This is a genomic window from Streptomyces sp. NBC_00631 (genome assembly GCF_045206895.1).
In the GTDB taxonomy this organism is placed as follows: domain Bacteria; phylum Actinomycetota; class Actinomycetes; order Streptomycetales; family Streptomycetaceae; genus Streptomyces.
In genome coordinates this window covers 4982501-4997241 of the sequence record NZ_CP107734.1, presented here as the reverse complement: position 1 = coordinate 4997241, position 14741 = coordinate 4982501, and the positions used below count along the sequence as shown (strand labels likewise).

Here is a 14741-nt window from a genome sequence, read left to right as displayed (position 1 = left end):
GCCGGGCCCGGAAGTCCCCCCGGGACCGTCCCCGGGCATGCCTCGGCCGCGACGGCTCCCCCTCCGCGCCGCCGCGGCCGATCCCCGTCTCGGTGTGGTCCGGTCAGGCCTTCTCGTCCGTCGCGTGCGTGTTGTCCGGCGTGACGGTGGTGTCCTCGGCGGCCGCGCTGAGGATGGTGGCGTTGATCGGCTCGATGGTGGCGTGGGTGTTCAGCGTGGTGATCTCGTCGCTGTCGGCGGCTGCCGCCTCGGCCTCGGCCGTCTTCGTGTCGTCGCTCATCATTCGCTCCCCTGAATGTCCTTGAGGCTGTGGGTGGAACGTCCGCCCGGCGACTCCCCCGTAGGGCCGCCGGGCGGACGCTTCCGGGCCGCTACACCTTAAGGGGCGGCCTCTGGCCGAACCGTCTGCCCCCCGACGCGACGGATCGACAGGACGAGAGTGCCGTGGGGCGATAAACGAACGATGAACGCCGCCGCCGGCTACGCGACCGCGCTCGGGTTGAGCAGGCCCCGTACCTCCTCGGCTTCGGAGGCCTTGAGCCCCTCGAAGATGGTCAGCGCCTCCTGCCAGCAGACCGTCGCCCGGCCCGAGTGCCCGATCCGGCTCAGGGCGCGGCCCAGCACCGTGAGCACGTTCGCGCGCCGCCACTCGCCGCCGATCCCGCGCAGCAGGGTCAGGGCCGACTCGGCGTTGGTCGCGGCCTGGGCCGGCCGTTCGGCAGCCAGGTCGAGTTCGGCGAGCCGGAACAGGGACATCCCCTCCCACAGCCGCATCCGGCTGTCCCGGAACACCTCCAGGGCCTCCTGGAGCCGCTCGGCGGCCTGGCCGTACTGGCCCCCCTGGGTGAGCGCGAGGCCCAGCGCGTACCGGCCGTTGGCACCCTTCAGCGCGTGCCCCATGGCGTCGTACATGCCGGTCCCCTGCTGGGCCAGGGAGATCGCGCTCGCCGTCCGGCCCATCGCCAGGTGGATCCGGGAGAGGTTGCAGAGCGCGCTGGCCTCACCGGGCCCGTCGCCGCAGGCGCGGAAGCTGTCGATCGCGCGGGTCAGGTGGGCCTCGCCGTCCTCCAGCCGGTTCTGGTACAGCGCGATGATGCCCATCATGTTGGACGCCCAGCACCCGGGCAGCGGGTCGCCCGCCGTGTCCGCGAGCCGGACGGCCTCGGTGGCCAGCTCGTTCGCCAGCTCGAAACGGCCGATCACATGGTGGCCGTTGGTCTGGGTGACCAGCGCACGGCCTTCCGTCCGCACGTCCGCCGCGGCGCGCGCCGCGTCCCGCATGGCGGCGGCCGTCGCCTCGTACTCCCGGGAGTTGGCACCGGACTCCGTCAGGTCGACGGCCGCCCACAACAGGTCCACGGCCCGCCTCAGCAGAGCGGGTGCCGTCGACTGCCGGACGCAGGCCAGCAGGGACATCGCCTCGGTGTAGAGCCAGTCCTGCGCACGGTGCCGGTCCTGGAAGGCCAGCCCCGGGTACTCGGTGGCCTCCAGGTGGTCCACCAGACGGTCGCCGGGCCGCTCGATCGCGTACACCCCCGCCGCCGTGGCCAGGTAGAAGTCCAGCAACCGGGACATCGCCGCCTCGCGCTGACCGGACGGCTGTTCATCGCGTTCCGCGCACGCACGCGCGTAGAGGCGGACGAGGTCGTGGAAGCGGTAGCGGCCGGGGGCCGCCGACTCCAGGAGCGAGGTGTCGACGAGGGACTCCAGGAGATCCTCGGTGTCCTCCTGGGAGAGGTCCAGCATCGCGGCGGCCGCCGCCAGGGAGATGTCCGGGCCGTCGGCCAGGCCGAGGAGGCGGAAGGCGCGGGCCTGGGCCGGGTCCAGGGCGCCGTAGCCCAGTTCGAAGGTCGCCTTCACCGCCAGGTCGCCGGCCTGGAGCTCGTCCAGGCGGCGGCGTTCGTCGGCGAGCTTGGCCGCGAGCACGGAGACCGTCCAGGTGCGGCGGGCCGCCAGCCGGGAGGCCGCGATGCGGAGCGCCAGCGGGAGGAAGCCGCAGGCCGCGACCACGTCCAGGGCGGCCTCGCGCTCGGCGGCCACCCGCTCCGCGCCGACGATCCTCGTGAACAGCTGCAACGCCTCGTCCGGGGACATCACGTCCAGGTCGACCAGGTGGGCACCCGCCAGGTCGACCATCCGCACCCTGGACGTCACCAGCGCCGCGCAGCCGTCCGTGCCCGGCAGCAACGGCCGTACCTGCGCCGCGTCCCGCGCGTTGTCCAGCAGGACCAGCACCCGGCGCCCGTCCAGCACGGACCGGTACAGTGCCGCCCGCTCCTCCAGGGAGTCCGGGATGGCGGAGTCGGCCGTGCCCAGGGCGCGCAGGAAGGCACCGAGCACCGTCTCCGGTTCCGCGGCCCGGGTGCCCGCGCCCTGCAGATCCACGTACAACTGCCCGTCGGGGAACGCCGAACGGGCCTGGTGGGCCACATGGACCGCGAGGGTCGTCTTGCCGACGCCTCCGATGCCCGCCAGCGCCGACACGGCCATCACCCGGCCCTCCGCCGACACCAGCACCTCGCTCAGTTCGCTGACGAAGGCGGACCGGCCCGTGAAGTCGGGGACCGTCGCCGGGAGCTGGGCGGGGCGGACGGGGGCGGGCAGGGGGGCCGGCGCGGGGGAGGAGGGTTCGGCCAGGGCCGGGTCGGCCTGGAGGATGCGCTGCTGCAGGTCGCGCAGGCCGGAACGCGGGTCCACGCCCAGCTCCTCGGCGAGCAGGCGGCGGGTGTCGGCGTACACCGCGAGGGCCTCCGCCTGGCGGCCGCTGCGGTACAGGGCGAGCATGAGGAGTTCGCGGAGGCGCTCGCGCAGGGGGTGGGCCGCGGTGAGGGCGGTCAGCTCCGACACCGCCTCCGCATGGCAGCCCTGCTCCAGGTCCATGTCCAGGCGGGTTTCGAGGAGTTGGAGCCGCCACTCCTCCAGCCGGGTCCGCTGGGTGTCGGCGTACGGGCCCGGCACTCCGGCCAGCGGTTCGCCGTCCCACACGGCGAGCGCCCGGTTCAGCGTCTCCCGGGCCTGCCCGAGCCTCCCGGCGCCGCGCGCCTTCTCGGCCGCCGCCACCAGGTCCTGCGCCGCCGCCAGGTCCAGGGCGTCCTCGCCGAGCCCGCGCACCGCGTACCCGCCGGACTCGCTCACCAGGACCCCGGGGTCCAGGACCTTGCGCAGCCGGGACGCGTACGTGCGCACCGCCGCCAGCGCCTGCGACGGCGGCTCGGGACCCCACAGCGCGTCGATCAGCTCGGCCGCGGTCGCCGTCCGGCCCTCGCGGAGCAACAGGGCGGCGAGCAGCGCGCGTTGCTGCGGAGAGCCGGTGTTGAGCGGCTCCTCCCCGCGCCAGGCGCGCACCGGACCGAGCACACTGAAGCGCAACGTCGCCGCCTCCGCCGAGGAGGAGGCGCGCCGCTGCTCCGGTACCCGCGGTCCACCGTCCATGCCCGTCCCCCTAGACATCCCGCTCCACCCCGTCAGTCTGCCTTGTCCGGGCGGGTCGCGTCAGCCGGGGGAGATGCCGATCACAGGCGGACACGCGGTGGTCCACACAGTCTTCACACGGCGGCGGTCTCCGCGAGCAGGCCCAGTTCGTGGCGGAACGACTCCGCGAGCAGGTCCGCGTCCTCGGCACCGGAGTTGGTGAACACGCTCAGGGTGTGGCCGCCGGCGCAGCCGCCCAGGGCGAAGGTGGCCGTGTCGTCCGGCGGCACCATGGGAACCAGGGTGACCCGGCGCAGCGGGCGGCCCGCCAGGGTGCGGCCGGTCTCGCGCAGGTGGACGTAGGTGCAGGCGGCGGAGGCGTAGGCGGCGGCGAACAGGCGGCCGCGGGCGAGCGCCTGGGCCGGGCCGGGGAGGGCGGTGACGGCCGACTCGAAGAGTTTCTCCGCCCGGCCGAGCGGGCGGGTGACGGTCGTGAGCAGTCCGGCGCAGGCGGCCAGCCGGTCCGCCGGGTCCGACCGGTCCACCGGTGCGGCCAGCCGGATGTTGCAGAACGCGTTGCCGAGGAAGTCGCCGCGGTCGGCGGGGCGTTGGTCGACGGGGACGGACAGCCACACCGGCCCGCCGGCGGCCTCCGCGACCGAAGCGGTCAGCAGGCAGGAGCGCAGCACACCGGAAACGGCCGCCAGGAACACGGTGTTGGTGGTCGCCCCCGGCTTCCGGCGCGCGGCCCGTACGAGTTCCGAGGGCAGACGCAGGACCGCGTACGCCGTCCGCCGCTCGCCCTTCGCGGGCAGCGGCACCGCCAGGCCCGCGGCGAGCAGGCCTGGCTGGCTGCCGGGCGCGGGCGTCCGGCGCAGCTCGCCGGGACCGGCCGCCGCGGCACCGGCGTCCACCGGGTCGCAGCCGTCCAGGAGGGCGCGCAGCAGGGTGGTCAGGGACCGGCCGTCGAGCAGGCTGTGGTGCATACGGAAGAGGAGGGTGAACTCGCCCTCGTCCGGGCCTTGGAGCAGATGGAGGTTCCAGGGCGGTTCACCGCCGGGGAACGGGCTGTGGAACCAGTCCCGTACGGCGTCCTGGAGCGTCGCCGGGCCCGTGTCGAGGACCTGCCCCGCGAGGTCGTGGCCGGCGGGCAGGTCCTCCCAGCGGTGCCGGCGCGACCATCCCGACAGCGGCCGTCGCTCGTCCCGCACCAACTGGCGGGCCAGCCGCGGCAGACCGGCCCACCGCTCCCGCACCAGCGCGTGCAGTTCGGCGAGTTGGGGAGGCGGACCCGTGAAGTCCAGCGCGATCCCGGCGTGCGGCGGCCCGAACGGCCAGCGGGCCATCCCCTCCTCCATGAAGGGCAGATACGGTCCGGGCATGAGGCGGCTCCTGTAGTGGCGGGCGGCGTTTCGCTACGCCGCCCAACGCCCGCCCACGACTCCCGGTCACGCCGGCCCACCCCCCCCCGGCTCACGCCCAGCCATGCCCTCCGGTCACGCTCGCCGACGCCCAGCCGCGACCTCCGGTCACGCTCGCCGACGCCCAGCCGCGACCTCCGGTCACGCTCGCCCACGCCCATCGGCGCCCCGGCCACAGCCGCCCACGCCCATCGGCGCCCCAGGTCACGCCCGACCGGTCAACCCGTCGCCCGGCAAGTCACCACGAAGGGGTTGTCTTCCACCTGTTGCCAGTCGCGTGAAGCGGGTCGGCGTCGTTGTACCGATGCCCGCCTCCCCACACCCACGATCTCCATGAACCGACGGGCGCCCCGACGCCGTTCAGGAACAGGAAACGCTCATCGTGCCTGGCACCAGCTCCGCCGCCCCTTCCTCCGCGCCCCCGCGCCGCCGTGCGCGCCCGGCGCACATCGCCGTGGTCAACCTGCCGATGCAGGGGCATGTGAACCCGACCCTGGGAGTGGTGGCAGAGCTGGTGCGCCGGGGCCACCGGGTCACGTACGCCATCACCGAGGACTTCACGCCCGCGGTGAAGGCGGCCGGCGCCGAACCCGTCGTCTACCCGGTGCAGAGCGACGGCTCGCCCGCGCCCGAGCGCCTCGCGGAGGGCTTCGCCCGCGCCGTCCACGCCTCGCTCGGCTCGCTCCCCGCGCTGACCAGGGCGTACGAACACGACCGCCCCGACCTGGTCCTCTACGACGTCTACGGCTTCGCGGGCCTGCTGCTCGGCGCCCAGTGGGGCGTACCGACCGTCCTGTGCTCGCCCACGCACATGGCCTACGACGGCCTGTTCCCCGAGTTCTTCGACGGCGCCGGCGGCCTCGCCGAACTCCCCGGCTACGACGCCCTCGCCGCCGCCTTCGCCGAGCGCGGCCTCGACCCCGCCCGCATCCACGAGGTGGAGCGCCCCGAGCAGGCGATCGCCTTCCTACCCCGCGCCTTCCAGCGCCGAGCGGACACGGTCGCCGCCGGCCGCGTCGCCTATGTCGGCCCCGCTCTCGGCGACCGCTCCTTCCAGGGGTCCTGGTGGCCGCCCCGCCCCGGCATGCCGGTGCTCCTCGTCTCCCTGGGCTCCCAGTTCACCCGGCGCCCGGAGTTCTACCGGGCCTGCGTGAAGGCCTTCGGCGACCTCCCGATGCACGTCGTGATGGCCGTCGGCCCGGACGTCACCCCCGGCCTGCTCGGCCCGCTCCCGGCCCACTTCGAGGTGCACGCGCACGTACCGCAGCTCGCCGTGCTCGCGCGCGCGTCCGTCTTCGTCACCCACGCCGGGATGGGCGGCACGATGGAGGCCGTCCAGCACGGGGTGCCGATGGTGGCGATCCCGCAGATGGCCGAGCAGCGCGTCAACGCCGGCCGGATCGAGGACCTCGGACTGGGCGTGCACCTGCCGCGCGAGCAGGTCACCGCACGGGCGCTCCGGGAGGCCGTGCTGCGGGTGACCGAGGACCCGGCCATGCGCGCCCGGGTCACCGCCCTGCGCACGGAGCTCGACCGGTCGGGCGGCGCCCCGGCCGCCGCGGACCTCATCGAGCACACGCTGACAGCGGCTCAGCCCGGAGCCGGACAGCCCGGAGCCGCACATGTGGATGCCGGACGGCCCGGAGCGGCTCAGCCCGCAGCCGCGCCCCTCGATGCCGGACAACTCGAAGCCGCACACCCCGGAGCCGCACACCCCGGAGCCCGCCGATGAGCCACGCGGCCCTCGCTGCCCTGTCGGCTCTGGAGGCTCTGCCGGCCCCCGCCCCGGCACCGCCGCACCACCACCGCCCGCATCTCTACAGCCGCCCGGTCCGGATGAGTGACCTGGACCCGATGAACCACGTGAACAACGTCCGTCTCCTGGAGATGATCCAGGACGCCCACGTGGACCTGTTCTACCTCCAGCACGGCGGCCCCGGCCAGGCCGTTCGCGTCCGGGTCATCTACGCCCGCCACGAACTCGACTACACCGAGGCTCTCGACCTCCGCCCGGAACCGGCGGTCATCAGCACCACCGTGAGCACGGTCCGCCGCTCCTCCTTCGAGCTGACCAGCCGGATCACCCGCGGCGACCAGGTGTTCTGCACCTGCGTGAGCACCTGCGTCGCCTACGACCCCGCCGCCCGCCGCACCCGCAGGCTGGAGGACGACGAGCTGGCCGTGCTGGCGAGGCACGCGACCTGCGACTGCCGTCCGCCAGTCTGACGTACCGTCATTCCCCTAGCTGACGGTTCGTCAGATCGGCGCTACCGTGAGCGCCATGGACACCCAGGACGGCACCTTCCCGCTGATCATCTCCGTCGACGACCACACCGTGGAGCCGCCGGACGTCTGGCAGTCCCGCCTCCCGAAGAAGTACCTGGACACCGGTCCGCGCATAGTCCGGGCCCCGCTGAGGGAGATGAGCTTCCTCGGCGGCCGCTTCAAGCCCGTCATGGGACGGCCCGGTGAGGACGGCCCCATCGGCGACTGGTGGATCTACGAGGACCTGCACCGCCCCCTCACCCGTCTCGACACCGCCGTCGGCTACTCCCGCGACGAGATCAAGCTCGAAGTGATCACGTACGAGCAGATGCGGGCCGGGTCGTACGACGTTCCGCAGCGGCTCGCGGACATGGACGTCAACCACGTCCAGTCCGCGCTCTGCTTCCCGACCTTCCCCCGCTTCTGCGGGCAGACCTTCACCGAGGCCAAGGACCGCGAGCTGGCGCTGCTCTGCGTCCAGGCCTACAACGACTGGATGGTGGAGGAGTGGTGCGGCCCGCTGGCCCAGGGCCGCCTGATACCCCTCATCCTCATCCCCCTCTGGGACGCAGAGCTGGCGGCGCGGGAGGTCCGCCGCAACGCGGCCCGGGGCGTGCGCGCCGTCGCCTTCTCCGAGATACCCCCGCACCTGGGTCTGCCCTCCGTCCACACCGACGCATGGGACCCCTTCCTCGCCGCCTGCGACGAGACCGGCACGGTCGTCGCCATGCACATCGGCTCCAGCAGCCGGATGCCCTCCACCTCCGCCGACGCGCCGCCCGCGGTCGGCTCCACCATCACCTTCGCCAACTGCTGCTTCTCGATGGTCGACTGGCTGATGAGCGGCAAGTTCGAGCGCTTCCCGAACCTGAAGGTGATGTACGCGGAGGGCCAGATCGGCTGGATCCCCTACATCCTGGAGCGCGCCGACGTGGTCTGGGAGGAGAACCGGGCCTGGGGCGGCGTCGCCGACAAGGTCACCCGCCCGCCCTCCGAACTCTTCGCCGAGCACGTGTACGGCTGCTTCTTCGACGACGCCTTCGGCCTGAAGAACCTCGACGCCATCGGCCTCGGCAACGTCCTGTACGAGACCGACTACCCGCACTCCGACTCGACCTGGCCGAAGTCGAGGGAGGTCGGCGAGGCGCAGATGGGTCATCTGGCGGCGGACGTGGTGGAGCGGATCGTACGGGGGAACGCGATCGAGCTGCTGGGGCTGAGCCCCGACGGGCTCTGGGGCGGTCCGCGGTGAGCCTCGGCCACGGCATCCAGCTCCCCGTCCAGTCCCAGTCCACCCTCTACGCCGAGGGCTGGGAGGCCGGGGCGGGCGCCGCGGACCTGGTCGAGATCGCGCGGGCCGTCGACCGGGCCGGCTTCGCCTACCTCGCGGTCTGTGACCACGTGGCGATCCCGCACCGGCTGGCCGAGGCCATGAGCACGGTCTGGTACGACCCGGTGGCCACCCTCGCCCACCTGGCCGCCGTGACCGAGCGGGTACGGCTGCTCAGCCATGTCGCCGTCGTGGGCCTGCGCCACCCCCTGCTCTCCGCCAAGCAGTACGCGACCCTCGACCATCTCTCCGGCGGCCGGCTGATCCTCGGGGTCGGGGCCGGGCACGTGCGGGAGGAGTTCGAGGTGCTGGGGGCGGACTTCGGGCGGCGGGGAGCGGTGCTGGACGAGGCGATCGACGCGTTGCGGGCGGCCCTCGGTCCGGACGAATTCCCTTCCCATCACGGCAAGTTCTACGACTTCGACGGGCTCGGGCAGCGGCCCCGCCCCGCGCAGGAACGGGTGCCGGTGTGGGTCGGCGGGTCGTCGCCCGCCGCGGTACGGCGGGCCGCGCTCAAGGGCGACGGCTGGCTGCCGCAGGGCGACCCGAGGGACCGGCTCCCGGACCAGATCGCCCGGCTGCTGCGGCTGCGCGAGGAAGCCGGCATCGAGGAGCCGGTCACCGTGGGCGCGATCACCGAACCGCTCTACGTCGGCACGCCGGACTGGGCGGTGGGCCGGCGCACGCTCAGCGGTGCCCCCGAGGCCCTCGCCGAGTCGCTGCGGGCGTACGGCGCGATGGGCGTGCACCAGATCCAGGTGCGGTTCCGCAGCCGGAGCCGGGCCGAACTCATCGACCAGATCGAGGCGTTCGGGGCGGAAGTCGCGCCCCTTCTCACCTGAGGGAGTGGCATGGGCAAGCTGGACGGGCGGGTCGTCATCGTCACCGGGGCGGCGCGCGGACAGGGCGAGCAGGAGGCGCGGCTCTTCGTCGCGGAGGGCGCGAGAGTCGTCGTGGCGGACGTGCTGGACGACCAGGGCGAGGCCCTCGCCAAGGAGATCGGGGCGGCCTACGTCCACCTGGACGTGGGGTCGGAGGCGGAGTGGCAGGCCGCCGTCGCCGCCGCGAAGAAGGCGTACGGGCGCCTCGACGGGCTGGTGAACAACGCCGGCATCCTGCGCTTCAACGCACTCGTGGACACGCCTCTCGAAGAGTTCATGCAGGTCGTGCAGGTCAACCAGGTCGGCTGCTTCCTGGGCATGAAGACGGTGGCGCCCGAACTGGACGACGGCGGGACCATCGTCAACACGGCCTCCTACACCGCGCTGACCGGGATGGCCGCGGTCGGCACCTACGCCGCCACCAAGCACGCGGTGCTCGGGCTCACCCGGGTCGCCGCGCTGGAACTGGCCGACCGGCGGATCCGCGTCAACGCGATCTGCCCCGGCGCCATCGACACCGCGATGTCCAACCCGGCCCGGCTGGACCCGGCCGCCGACCCGGCGGAGATGAGCCGCGCGCTGGACGAGCTGTACCGCAAGCTCGTGCCGCTGGGCCGGATCGGGCGGGCGGAGGAGGTGGCCAGGCTGGCGCTCTTCCTGACCTCGGACGACTCGTCGTACATCACCGGGCAGCCGTTCGTGATCGACGGGGGCTGGCTGGCGGGGGTCAATGTCATCTGACGGGGCGTCATCTATTGACGAATCTGACGCAACGTCAGAAAGTCGTAGCACTCATAAGGACAACGAGGACCACCTGGACTTGGGACGGTGAACCGCCTTGGAATTCGGGCTCTTTGTACAGGGATACGTGGGCAAGCGAGCTGAGACCGACCCGCTGGCCGAGCACAAGGCACTGATGGAGGAGACCGAGTACGTCATCCAGGCGGACAAGTCCGGCTTCAAGTACGCCTGGGCCTCCGAGCACCACTTCCTCGACGAGTACTCGCACCTGTCCGCCAACGACGTGTACCTGGGCTACCTGGCCCACGCCACCGAGCGGATCCACCTCGGCTCCGGGATCTTCAACCCCCTGGCCCAGGTCAACCACCCCGTGAAGGTCGCCGAGAAGGTCGCCATGCTCGACCATCTCACCGGCAACCGCTTCGAGTTCGGCAGCGGGCGCGGCGCCGGCTCCCACGAGATCCTCGGGTTCATCCCTGGTGTGACCGACATGAACTACACCAAGGAGATCTGGGAGGAGACCATCGCCGAGTTCCCCAAGATGTGGCTCCAGGACGAGTACGTCGGCTTCCAGGGCAAGCACTGGCAGCTGCCGCCGCGCAAGGTGCTGCCCAAGCCGTACGGCAAGTCGCACCCCGCGATGTGGTACGCGGCCGGGTCGCCGCCGTCGTACGCCATGGCGGCGAAGAAGGGGCTGGGCGTTCTGGGGTTCAGCATCCAGAAGGTCTCCGACATGGAGTGGGTGCTTGAGCAGTACAAGACGGCGATCGTGAACGCGGAACCCGTCGGGGACTTCGTCAACGACAACGTCATGGTGACGACGACGGCGATCTGCGCGCCGACGCACGACGAGGCGATCCGGATCGCCGCGTCCGGTGGGCTGCACTACCTGCCCTCGCTGGTGTTCCGGTACCACGACACCTTCCCGCGGCCCGAGGGCTTCCCGGAGTGGCCGGAGACGCTGCCGGAGTACACGCCGGAGTTCGTGGAGCTGCTGGTCGAGGAGGAGCTGCTGATCTGCGGCGACCCGGACGAGGTGCTGCGGCAGTGCAAACGGTGGGAGCAGGCCGGAGCCGACCAGTTGAGCTTCGGACTGCCGGTGGGGGTGCCGAAGGAGGAGACGCTGCAGACGATCCGGTTGATCGGGGAGCACGTGATTCCGAAGATCGACACGGATCCGGTTCACCGGACTACGCGGTTCCGGGAAGCCGCCTGAGGTCGTACGGCGGCTGCGGGTGTGTGGGGGCTGGTCACGCAGTTCCCCGCGCCCCTGAAAGCAGGTCGGTCAGCGCATTGCATGCTTGAGGAGGCAAGGTTCGTGCTCGATCACGTCATCAAGGGGGCGACGGTCGTCGACGGGACCGGCGCGCCCGCTGCCGTCGCCGACGTCGGTATCCGCGACGGCCGTATCGCCGTCGTCGGGTCCGTCACCGAGGAATCCCGCACCAGCGAGGACGCCACGGGACTCGTCCTGGCCCCCGGGTTCGTCGATCCGCACACGCACTATGACGCGCAGCTCTTCTGGGACCCGTACGCGACCCCTTCCCTGAACCACGGGGTCACGACCGTCGCCGCCGGCAACTGCGGCTTCACCCTCGCGCCGCTGAACCCCTCCCGGCCCGCCGACGCCGACTACACCCGGCGCATGATGTCCAAGGTCGAGGGCATGTCCCTGGTCGCTCTGGAGGAAGGGGCGCCCTGGAGCTGGAGTTCGTTCGGGGAGTATCTGGACGCGCTCGAAGGGCGGATCGCCGTCAACGCCGGGTTCATGGTGGGGCACTGCGCGCTGCGCCGGTACGTGATGGGTCCGGACGCGGTCGGTGGGCAGCCGAGCGAGGAGCAACTCGCGGAGATCGTACGTCTGCTGCACGAGGCCATGGACGCGGGAGCATGGGGATTCTCCACCACCCAGTCCAGCACGCACTCGGACGGGGACGGGCAGCCGGTCGCCTCGCGGCACGCCCGGCCGGCGGAGCTGCTGGCCCTCTCCAAAGCGGTCGGGGAGCACGAGGGGACGCAGATCGAGGCGATCGTCGCCGGGTGCCTGGACCAGTTCAGCGACGCCGAGATCGAGCTGTTCGCCGAGATGAGCGCGGTGGCCGGGCGGCCCCTGAACTGGAACGTGCTGACCGTGGACGCCGCCGTGCCCGAGCGGGTGCCCCGGCAGCTCCAGGCCAGTGAGCGGGCCCGGAAGGCGGGCGGCAGGGTCGTGGCGCTGACCATGCCGATCCTCACGCCCATGAACATGTCGCTCGGCACCTTCTGCGCGCTGAACCTCATCCCCGGCTGGGGGCCGGTGCTCGGGCTGCCGGTTCCGGAGCGGATCGAGAAGCTGCGCGACCCCGAGGTGCGGGCGGAGATGCTGCGGCGCGCCGAGTCGAAGGAGGCCGGGGTCTTCCGGCGGCTCGCGAACTTCGGGCGGTACGTCATCGGGGACACGTACAGCGAGGCGAACGCCGGTCTGTCCGGCCGGGTGGTACGTGACATAGCAGAGGAGCGCGGCCAGGACCCCTTCCACACCCTGGTCGAGATCTGCGCCGCCGACGACCTCCGTACCGTCCTGTGGCCGATGCCCACCGACAACGACCCGGCCTCCTGGGCGCTGCGCGCCGAGACCTGGCAGCACGAGGACGTCATGCTCGGCGGGTCGGACGCCGGGGCGCATCTGGACCGGATGTGCGGAGCTCCGTACACCACCCGCTTCCTCGGTGACTGTCTGCGCGGCCGGAAGCTGCTCGGTCTCGAACAGGCCGTGAAGATGCTGACCGACGATCCCGCCCGGCTCTTCGGACTGCGGGAGCGGGGGCGGATCGCGGAGGGCTGGCATGCGGACCTCGTGCTCTTCGACCCGGAGCGGATCGCCGCCGGCCAGGCCACCCTGGTGCACGACCTGCCGGGAGACAGTCCGCGCCTGGACGCGAAGGCGATCGGGGTGCGGGCGGTCTGGGTCAACGGCGTCGAGGCGATCCGGGACGACGTGGTGAGCGGGTCCGTACCGGGGAAGGTGCTGCGGTCCGGGCGGGACACCAGGACGGTGAGCACCCGGTGAGCGAGGCGGCGGCGGACGGGCAGCGGCTGTTCGTCGGGGGCCGGTGGGTGGCGCCCGACCACGGGTACTACGAGGTCGTCGACCCGGCGACGGAGGAGACCGTGGGCCGGGCGCCCGAGGCCTCCCGGGAGCAGGTGCTGGCCGCGTGCGCGGCCGCCCGGGACGCCTGCGACGGCTGGGCGCGGACGCCGGCGGGGGAGAGGGCGGCGGTGCTCGGCCGGGCCGCCGACATCGTCCGCGGGCGGCTGGGCGAGTACGCGGACCTCGCCCGCGCCGAGACGGGCGCGACCACCGGTACCGCCCGCGCGATGCAGGTGGGGGTGGCCGCGGCCCGGTTCCGCCGGTACGCGACCGTCGAACCGGCCGAGTGGGCGATCCCGCCGCAGATCAACGAGGCCGGGCCGATGGGGAAGGCGGGCGTGATGGGCGCGCTCGCCGTGCGCCAGCCGGTCGGGGTGGTCAGCTGCATCACCTCGTACAACAACCCGTGGGCCAACCCGGCGGGCAAGATCGCGCCGGCGCTGGCGATGGGCAACACGGTGGTGGTGAAACCCGCTCCGCAGGATCCGCTGTCCGTGTACCGGATGGCGGAGGCGCTGGAGGCGGCCGGGGCTCCGGCCGGGGTGGTGAACGTCGTCTCCGGGCGGTCCACCGGCGTCGGCGAGGCAGCCGTGTCCTCGCCCGACGTCGACATGGTGAGCTTCACCGGCTCCACGGCCGTCGGGCAGCGCATCGCCGAGGTGTGCGGGCGGGACATGAAACGGCAGTTGATGGAGCTGGGCGGCAAGGGCGCGGCGGTCGTCTTCGAGGACGCGGACGTCGGCTCGGCGGTGGCGGGCATCGGCACCACCTTCTCCTTCTACAGCGGGCAGATCTGTACGGCCCCGACGCGGGTGCTGGTGCAGCGCGGGCTGTACGACCGGCTGGTCACCGGACTCGCCGCGTACGCGGGCCGGTTGAAGGTGGGCGACCCGGCCGCGCCGGACACGGTGGTCGGCCCGTTGATCACCGCCGAGCACCGGTCGCGCGTCGAGTCGTACGTGGAACTCGGCAGGAAGGAGGGGGCGACGGTGGTGACGGGCGGCGAACGCCCCCCGCTGGAGCGGGGTTTCTACGTCACCCCCACCCTCCTCGCCGACTGCACCAACGACATGCGCGCGGCGCGGGAGGAGATCTTCGGCCCCGTCGTCTGCGTGATCCCCTTCGACGACGAGGAGGAGGGCATCGCCCTCGCCAACGACTCCGACTTCGGCCTCATCGACTACGTCTGGTCCGGGGACGTGGCCCGGGCCTTCCGGGTGGCCCGGCGGCTGCGGGCGGGCGGAGTCGGGATCAACACCGTCGGCCGGAACATGGAGGCGCCGTTCGGGGGCTTCAAGAGAAGCGGGGTCGGCCGGGACGTGGGCTCGTACGCCCTGCACGCCTACAGCGAGGTGCAGGCGATCGTCTGGCCGGGGTGAGGTGACAACCGGGGCTCTTCGCATGCCCTTTGGGGACCAGTGCGGTGTCCCGTGCGGGCAGAGATCGTGAAACCGGCTACGGACCGGCTGGCGGATCCGTAGCGTCCGGACCTGACAAGGGGGACGGCCGGTTTCCGGATCGTCGATGTCCGGCCGCTCTCCCGTCCCGGAACACGCACGACA

At 72.6% G+C, this 14741-nt stretch carries 11 protein-coding genes; 8 read left to right on the top strand and 3 right to left on the bottom strand.

Annotated elements, in window-relative coordinates:
- Positions 1 to 103 precede the first annotated feature (103 nt).
- The 3 genes from OHB00_RS22800 to OHB00_RS22790 all read right to left on the bottom strand — a co-directional run bounded on the left by OHB00_RS22800 (position 104) and on the right by OHB00_RS22790 (position 4793).
- Positions 104 to 280, bottom strand: coding sequence for a hypothetical protein (locus tag OHB00_RS22800; RefSeq protein ID WP_406437031.1), 177 nt, complete (start codon positions 278 to 280; stop codon positions 104 to 106).
- Between the two features lie 200 nt (positions 281 to 480).
- On the bottom strand, positions 481 to 3432 hold the full coding sequence (locus OHB00_RS22795; protein ID WP_406437029.1) for a BTAD domain-containing putative transcriptional regulator: 2952 nt from the start codon (positions 3430 to 3432) through the stop codon (positions 481 to 483).
- 113 nt (positions 3433 to 3545) lie between these two features.
- Positions 3546 to 4793, bottom strand: coding sequence for a wax ester/triacylglycerol synthase domain-containing protein (locus OHB00_RS22790; protein WP_406437027.1), 1248 nt, complete (start codon positions 4791 to 4793; stop codon positions 3546 to 3548).
- 421 nt (positions 4794 to 5214) lie between these two features.
- Here OHB00_RS22790 and OHB00_RS22785 point away from each other — a divergent pair, with 421 nt between their 5' ends.
- The 8 genes from OHB00_RS22785 to OHB00_RS22750 all read left to right on the top strand — a co-directional run bounded on the left by OHB00_RS22785 (position 5215) and on the right by OHB00_RS22750 (position 14558).
- Positions 5215 to 6564 carry a macrolide family glycosyltransferase gene (locus OHB00_RS22785; protein WP_406437025.1) on the top strand — a complete coding sequence of 450 codons (1350 nt, stop codon included), beginning with the start codon at positions 5215 to 5217 and terminating at the stop codon, positions 6562 to 6564.
- On the top strand, positions 6561 to 7058 hold the full coding sequence (locus OHB00_RS22780; protein ID WP_406437023.1) for an acyl-CoA thioesterase: 498 nt from the start codon (positions 6561 to 6563) through the stop codon (positions 7056 to 7058). The genes OHB00_RS22785 and OHB00_RS22780 overlap by 4 nt, the downstream gene beginning before the upstream one ends.
- A gap of 55 nt (positions 7059 to 7113) precedes the next feature.
- On the top strand, positions 7114 to 8349 hold the full coding sequence (locus tag OHB00_RS22775; RefSeq protein ID WP_406437021.1) for an amidohydrolase family protein: 1236 nt from the start codon (positions 7114 to 7116) through the stop codon (positions 8347 to 8349).
- Positions 8346 to 9269, top strand: coding sequence for an LLM class F420-dependent oxidoreductase (locus OHB00_RS22770; RefSeq protein ID WP_406437019.1), 924 nt, complete (start codon positions 8346 to 8348; stop codon positions 9267 to 9269). The genes OHB00_RS22775 and OHB00_RS22770 overlap by 4 nt, the downstream gene beginning before the upstream one ends.
- Positions 9270 to 9278: 9 nt before the next feature.
- Positions 9279 to 10049 (top strand): SDR family NAD(P)-dependent oxidoreductase, encoded by a 771-nt coding sequence (locus tag OHB00_RS22765; RefSeq protein WP_406437017.1) that lies wholly within the window; start codon positions 9279 to 9281, stop codon positions 10047 to 10049.
- A gap of 97 nt (positions 10050 to 10146) precedes the next feature.
- Positions 10147 to 11265 carry an LLM class flavin-dependent oxidoreductase gene (locus OHB00_RS22760; protein WP_406437016.1) on the top strand — a complete coding sequence of 373 codons (1119 nt, stop codon included), beginning with the start codon at positions 10147 to 10149 and terminating at the stop codon, positions 11263 to 11265.
- A 102-nt stretch (positions 11266 to 11367) separates the two neighbouring features.
- Entirely contained in the window at positions 11368 to 13098 is a 1731-nt protein-coding gene (locus OHB00_RS22755) for an amidohydrolase family protein (protein WP_406437014.1), read from the top strand.
- Positions 13095 to 14558, top strand: coding sequence for an aldehyde dehydrogenase family protein (locus tag OHB00_RS22750; protein ID WP_406437012.1), 1464 nt, complete (start codon positions 13095 to 13097; stop codon positions 14556 to 14558). The genes OHB00_RS22755 and OHB00_RS22750 overlap by 4 nt, the downstream gene beginning before the upstream one ends.
- Positions 14559 to 14741: the final 183 nt, after the last annotated feature.

Excerpts from the sequence above, each read along its gene's own strand:
- OHB00_RS22800 (WP_406437031.1), bottom strand. The coding sequence starts at position 280 with ATGAGCGACGACACGAAGACGGCCGAGGCCGAGGCGGCAGCCGCCGAC.
- OHB00_RS22795 (WP_406437029.1), bottom strand. The coding sequence starts at position 3,432 with ATGGACGGTGGACCGCGGGTACCGGAGCAGCGGCGCGCCTCCTCCTCG.
- OHB00_RS22790 (WP_406437027.1), bottom strand. The coding sequence starts at position 4,793 with ATGCCCGGACCGTATCTGCCCTTCATGGAGGAGGGGATGGCCCGCTGG.
- OHB00_RS22780 (WP_406437023.1), top strand. The coding sequence starts at position 6,561 with ATGAGCCACGCGGCCCTCGCTGCCCTGTCGGCTCTGGAGGCTCTGCCG.
- OHB00_RS22775 (WP_406437021.1), top strand. The coding sequence starts at position 7,114 with ATGGACACCCAGGACGGCACCTTCCCGCTGATCATCTCCGTCGACGAC.
- OHB00_RS22765 (WP_406437017.1), top strand. The coding sequence starts at position 9,279 with ATGGGCAAGCTGGACGGGCGGGTCGTCATCGTCACCGGGGCGGCGCGC.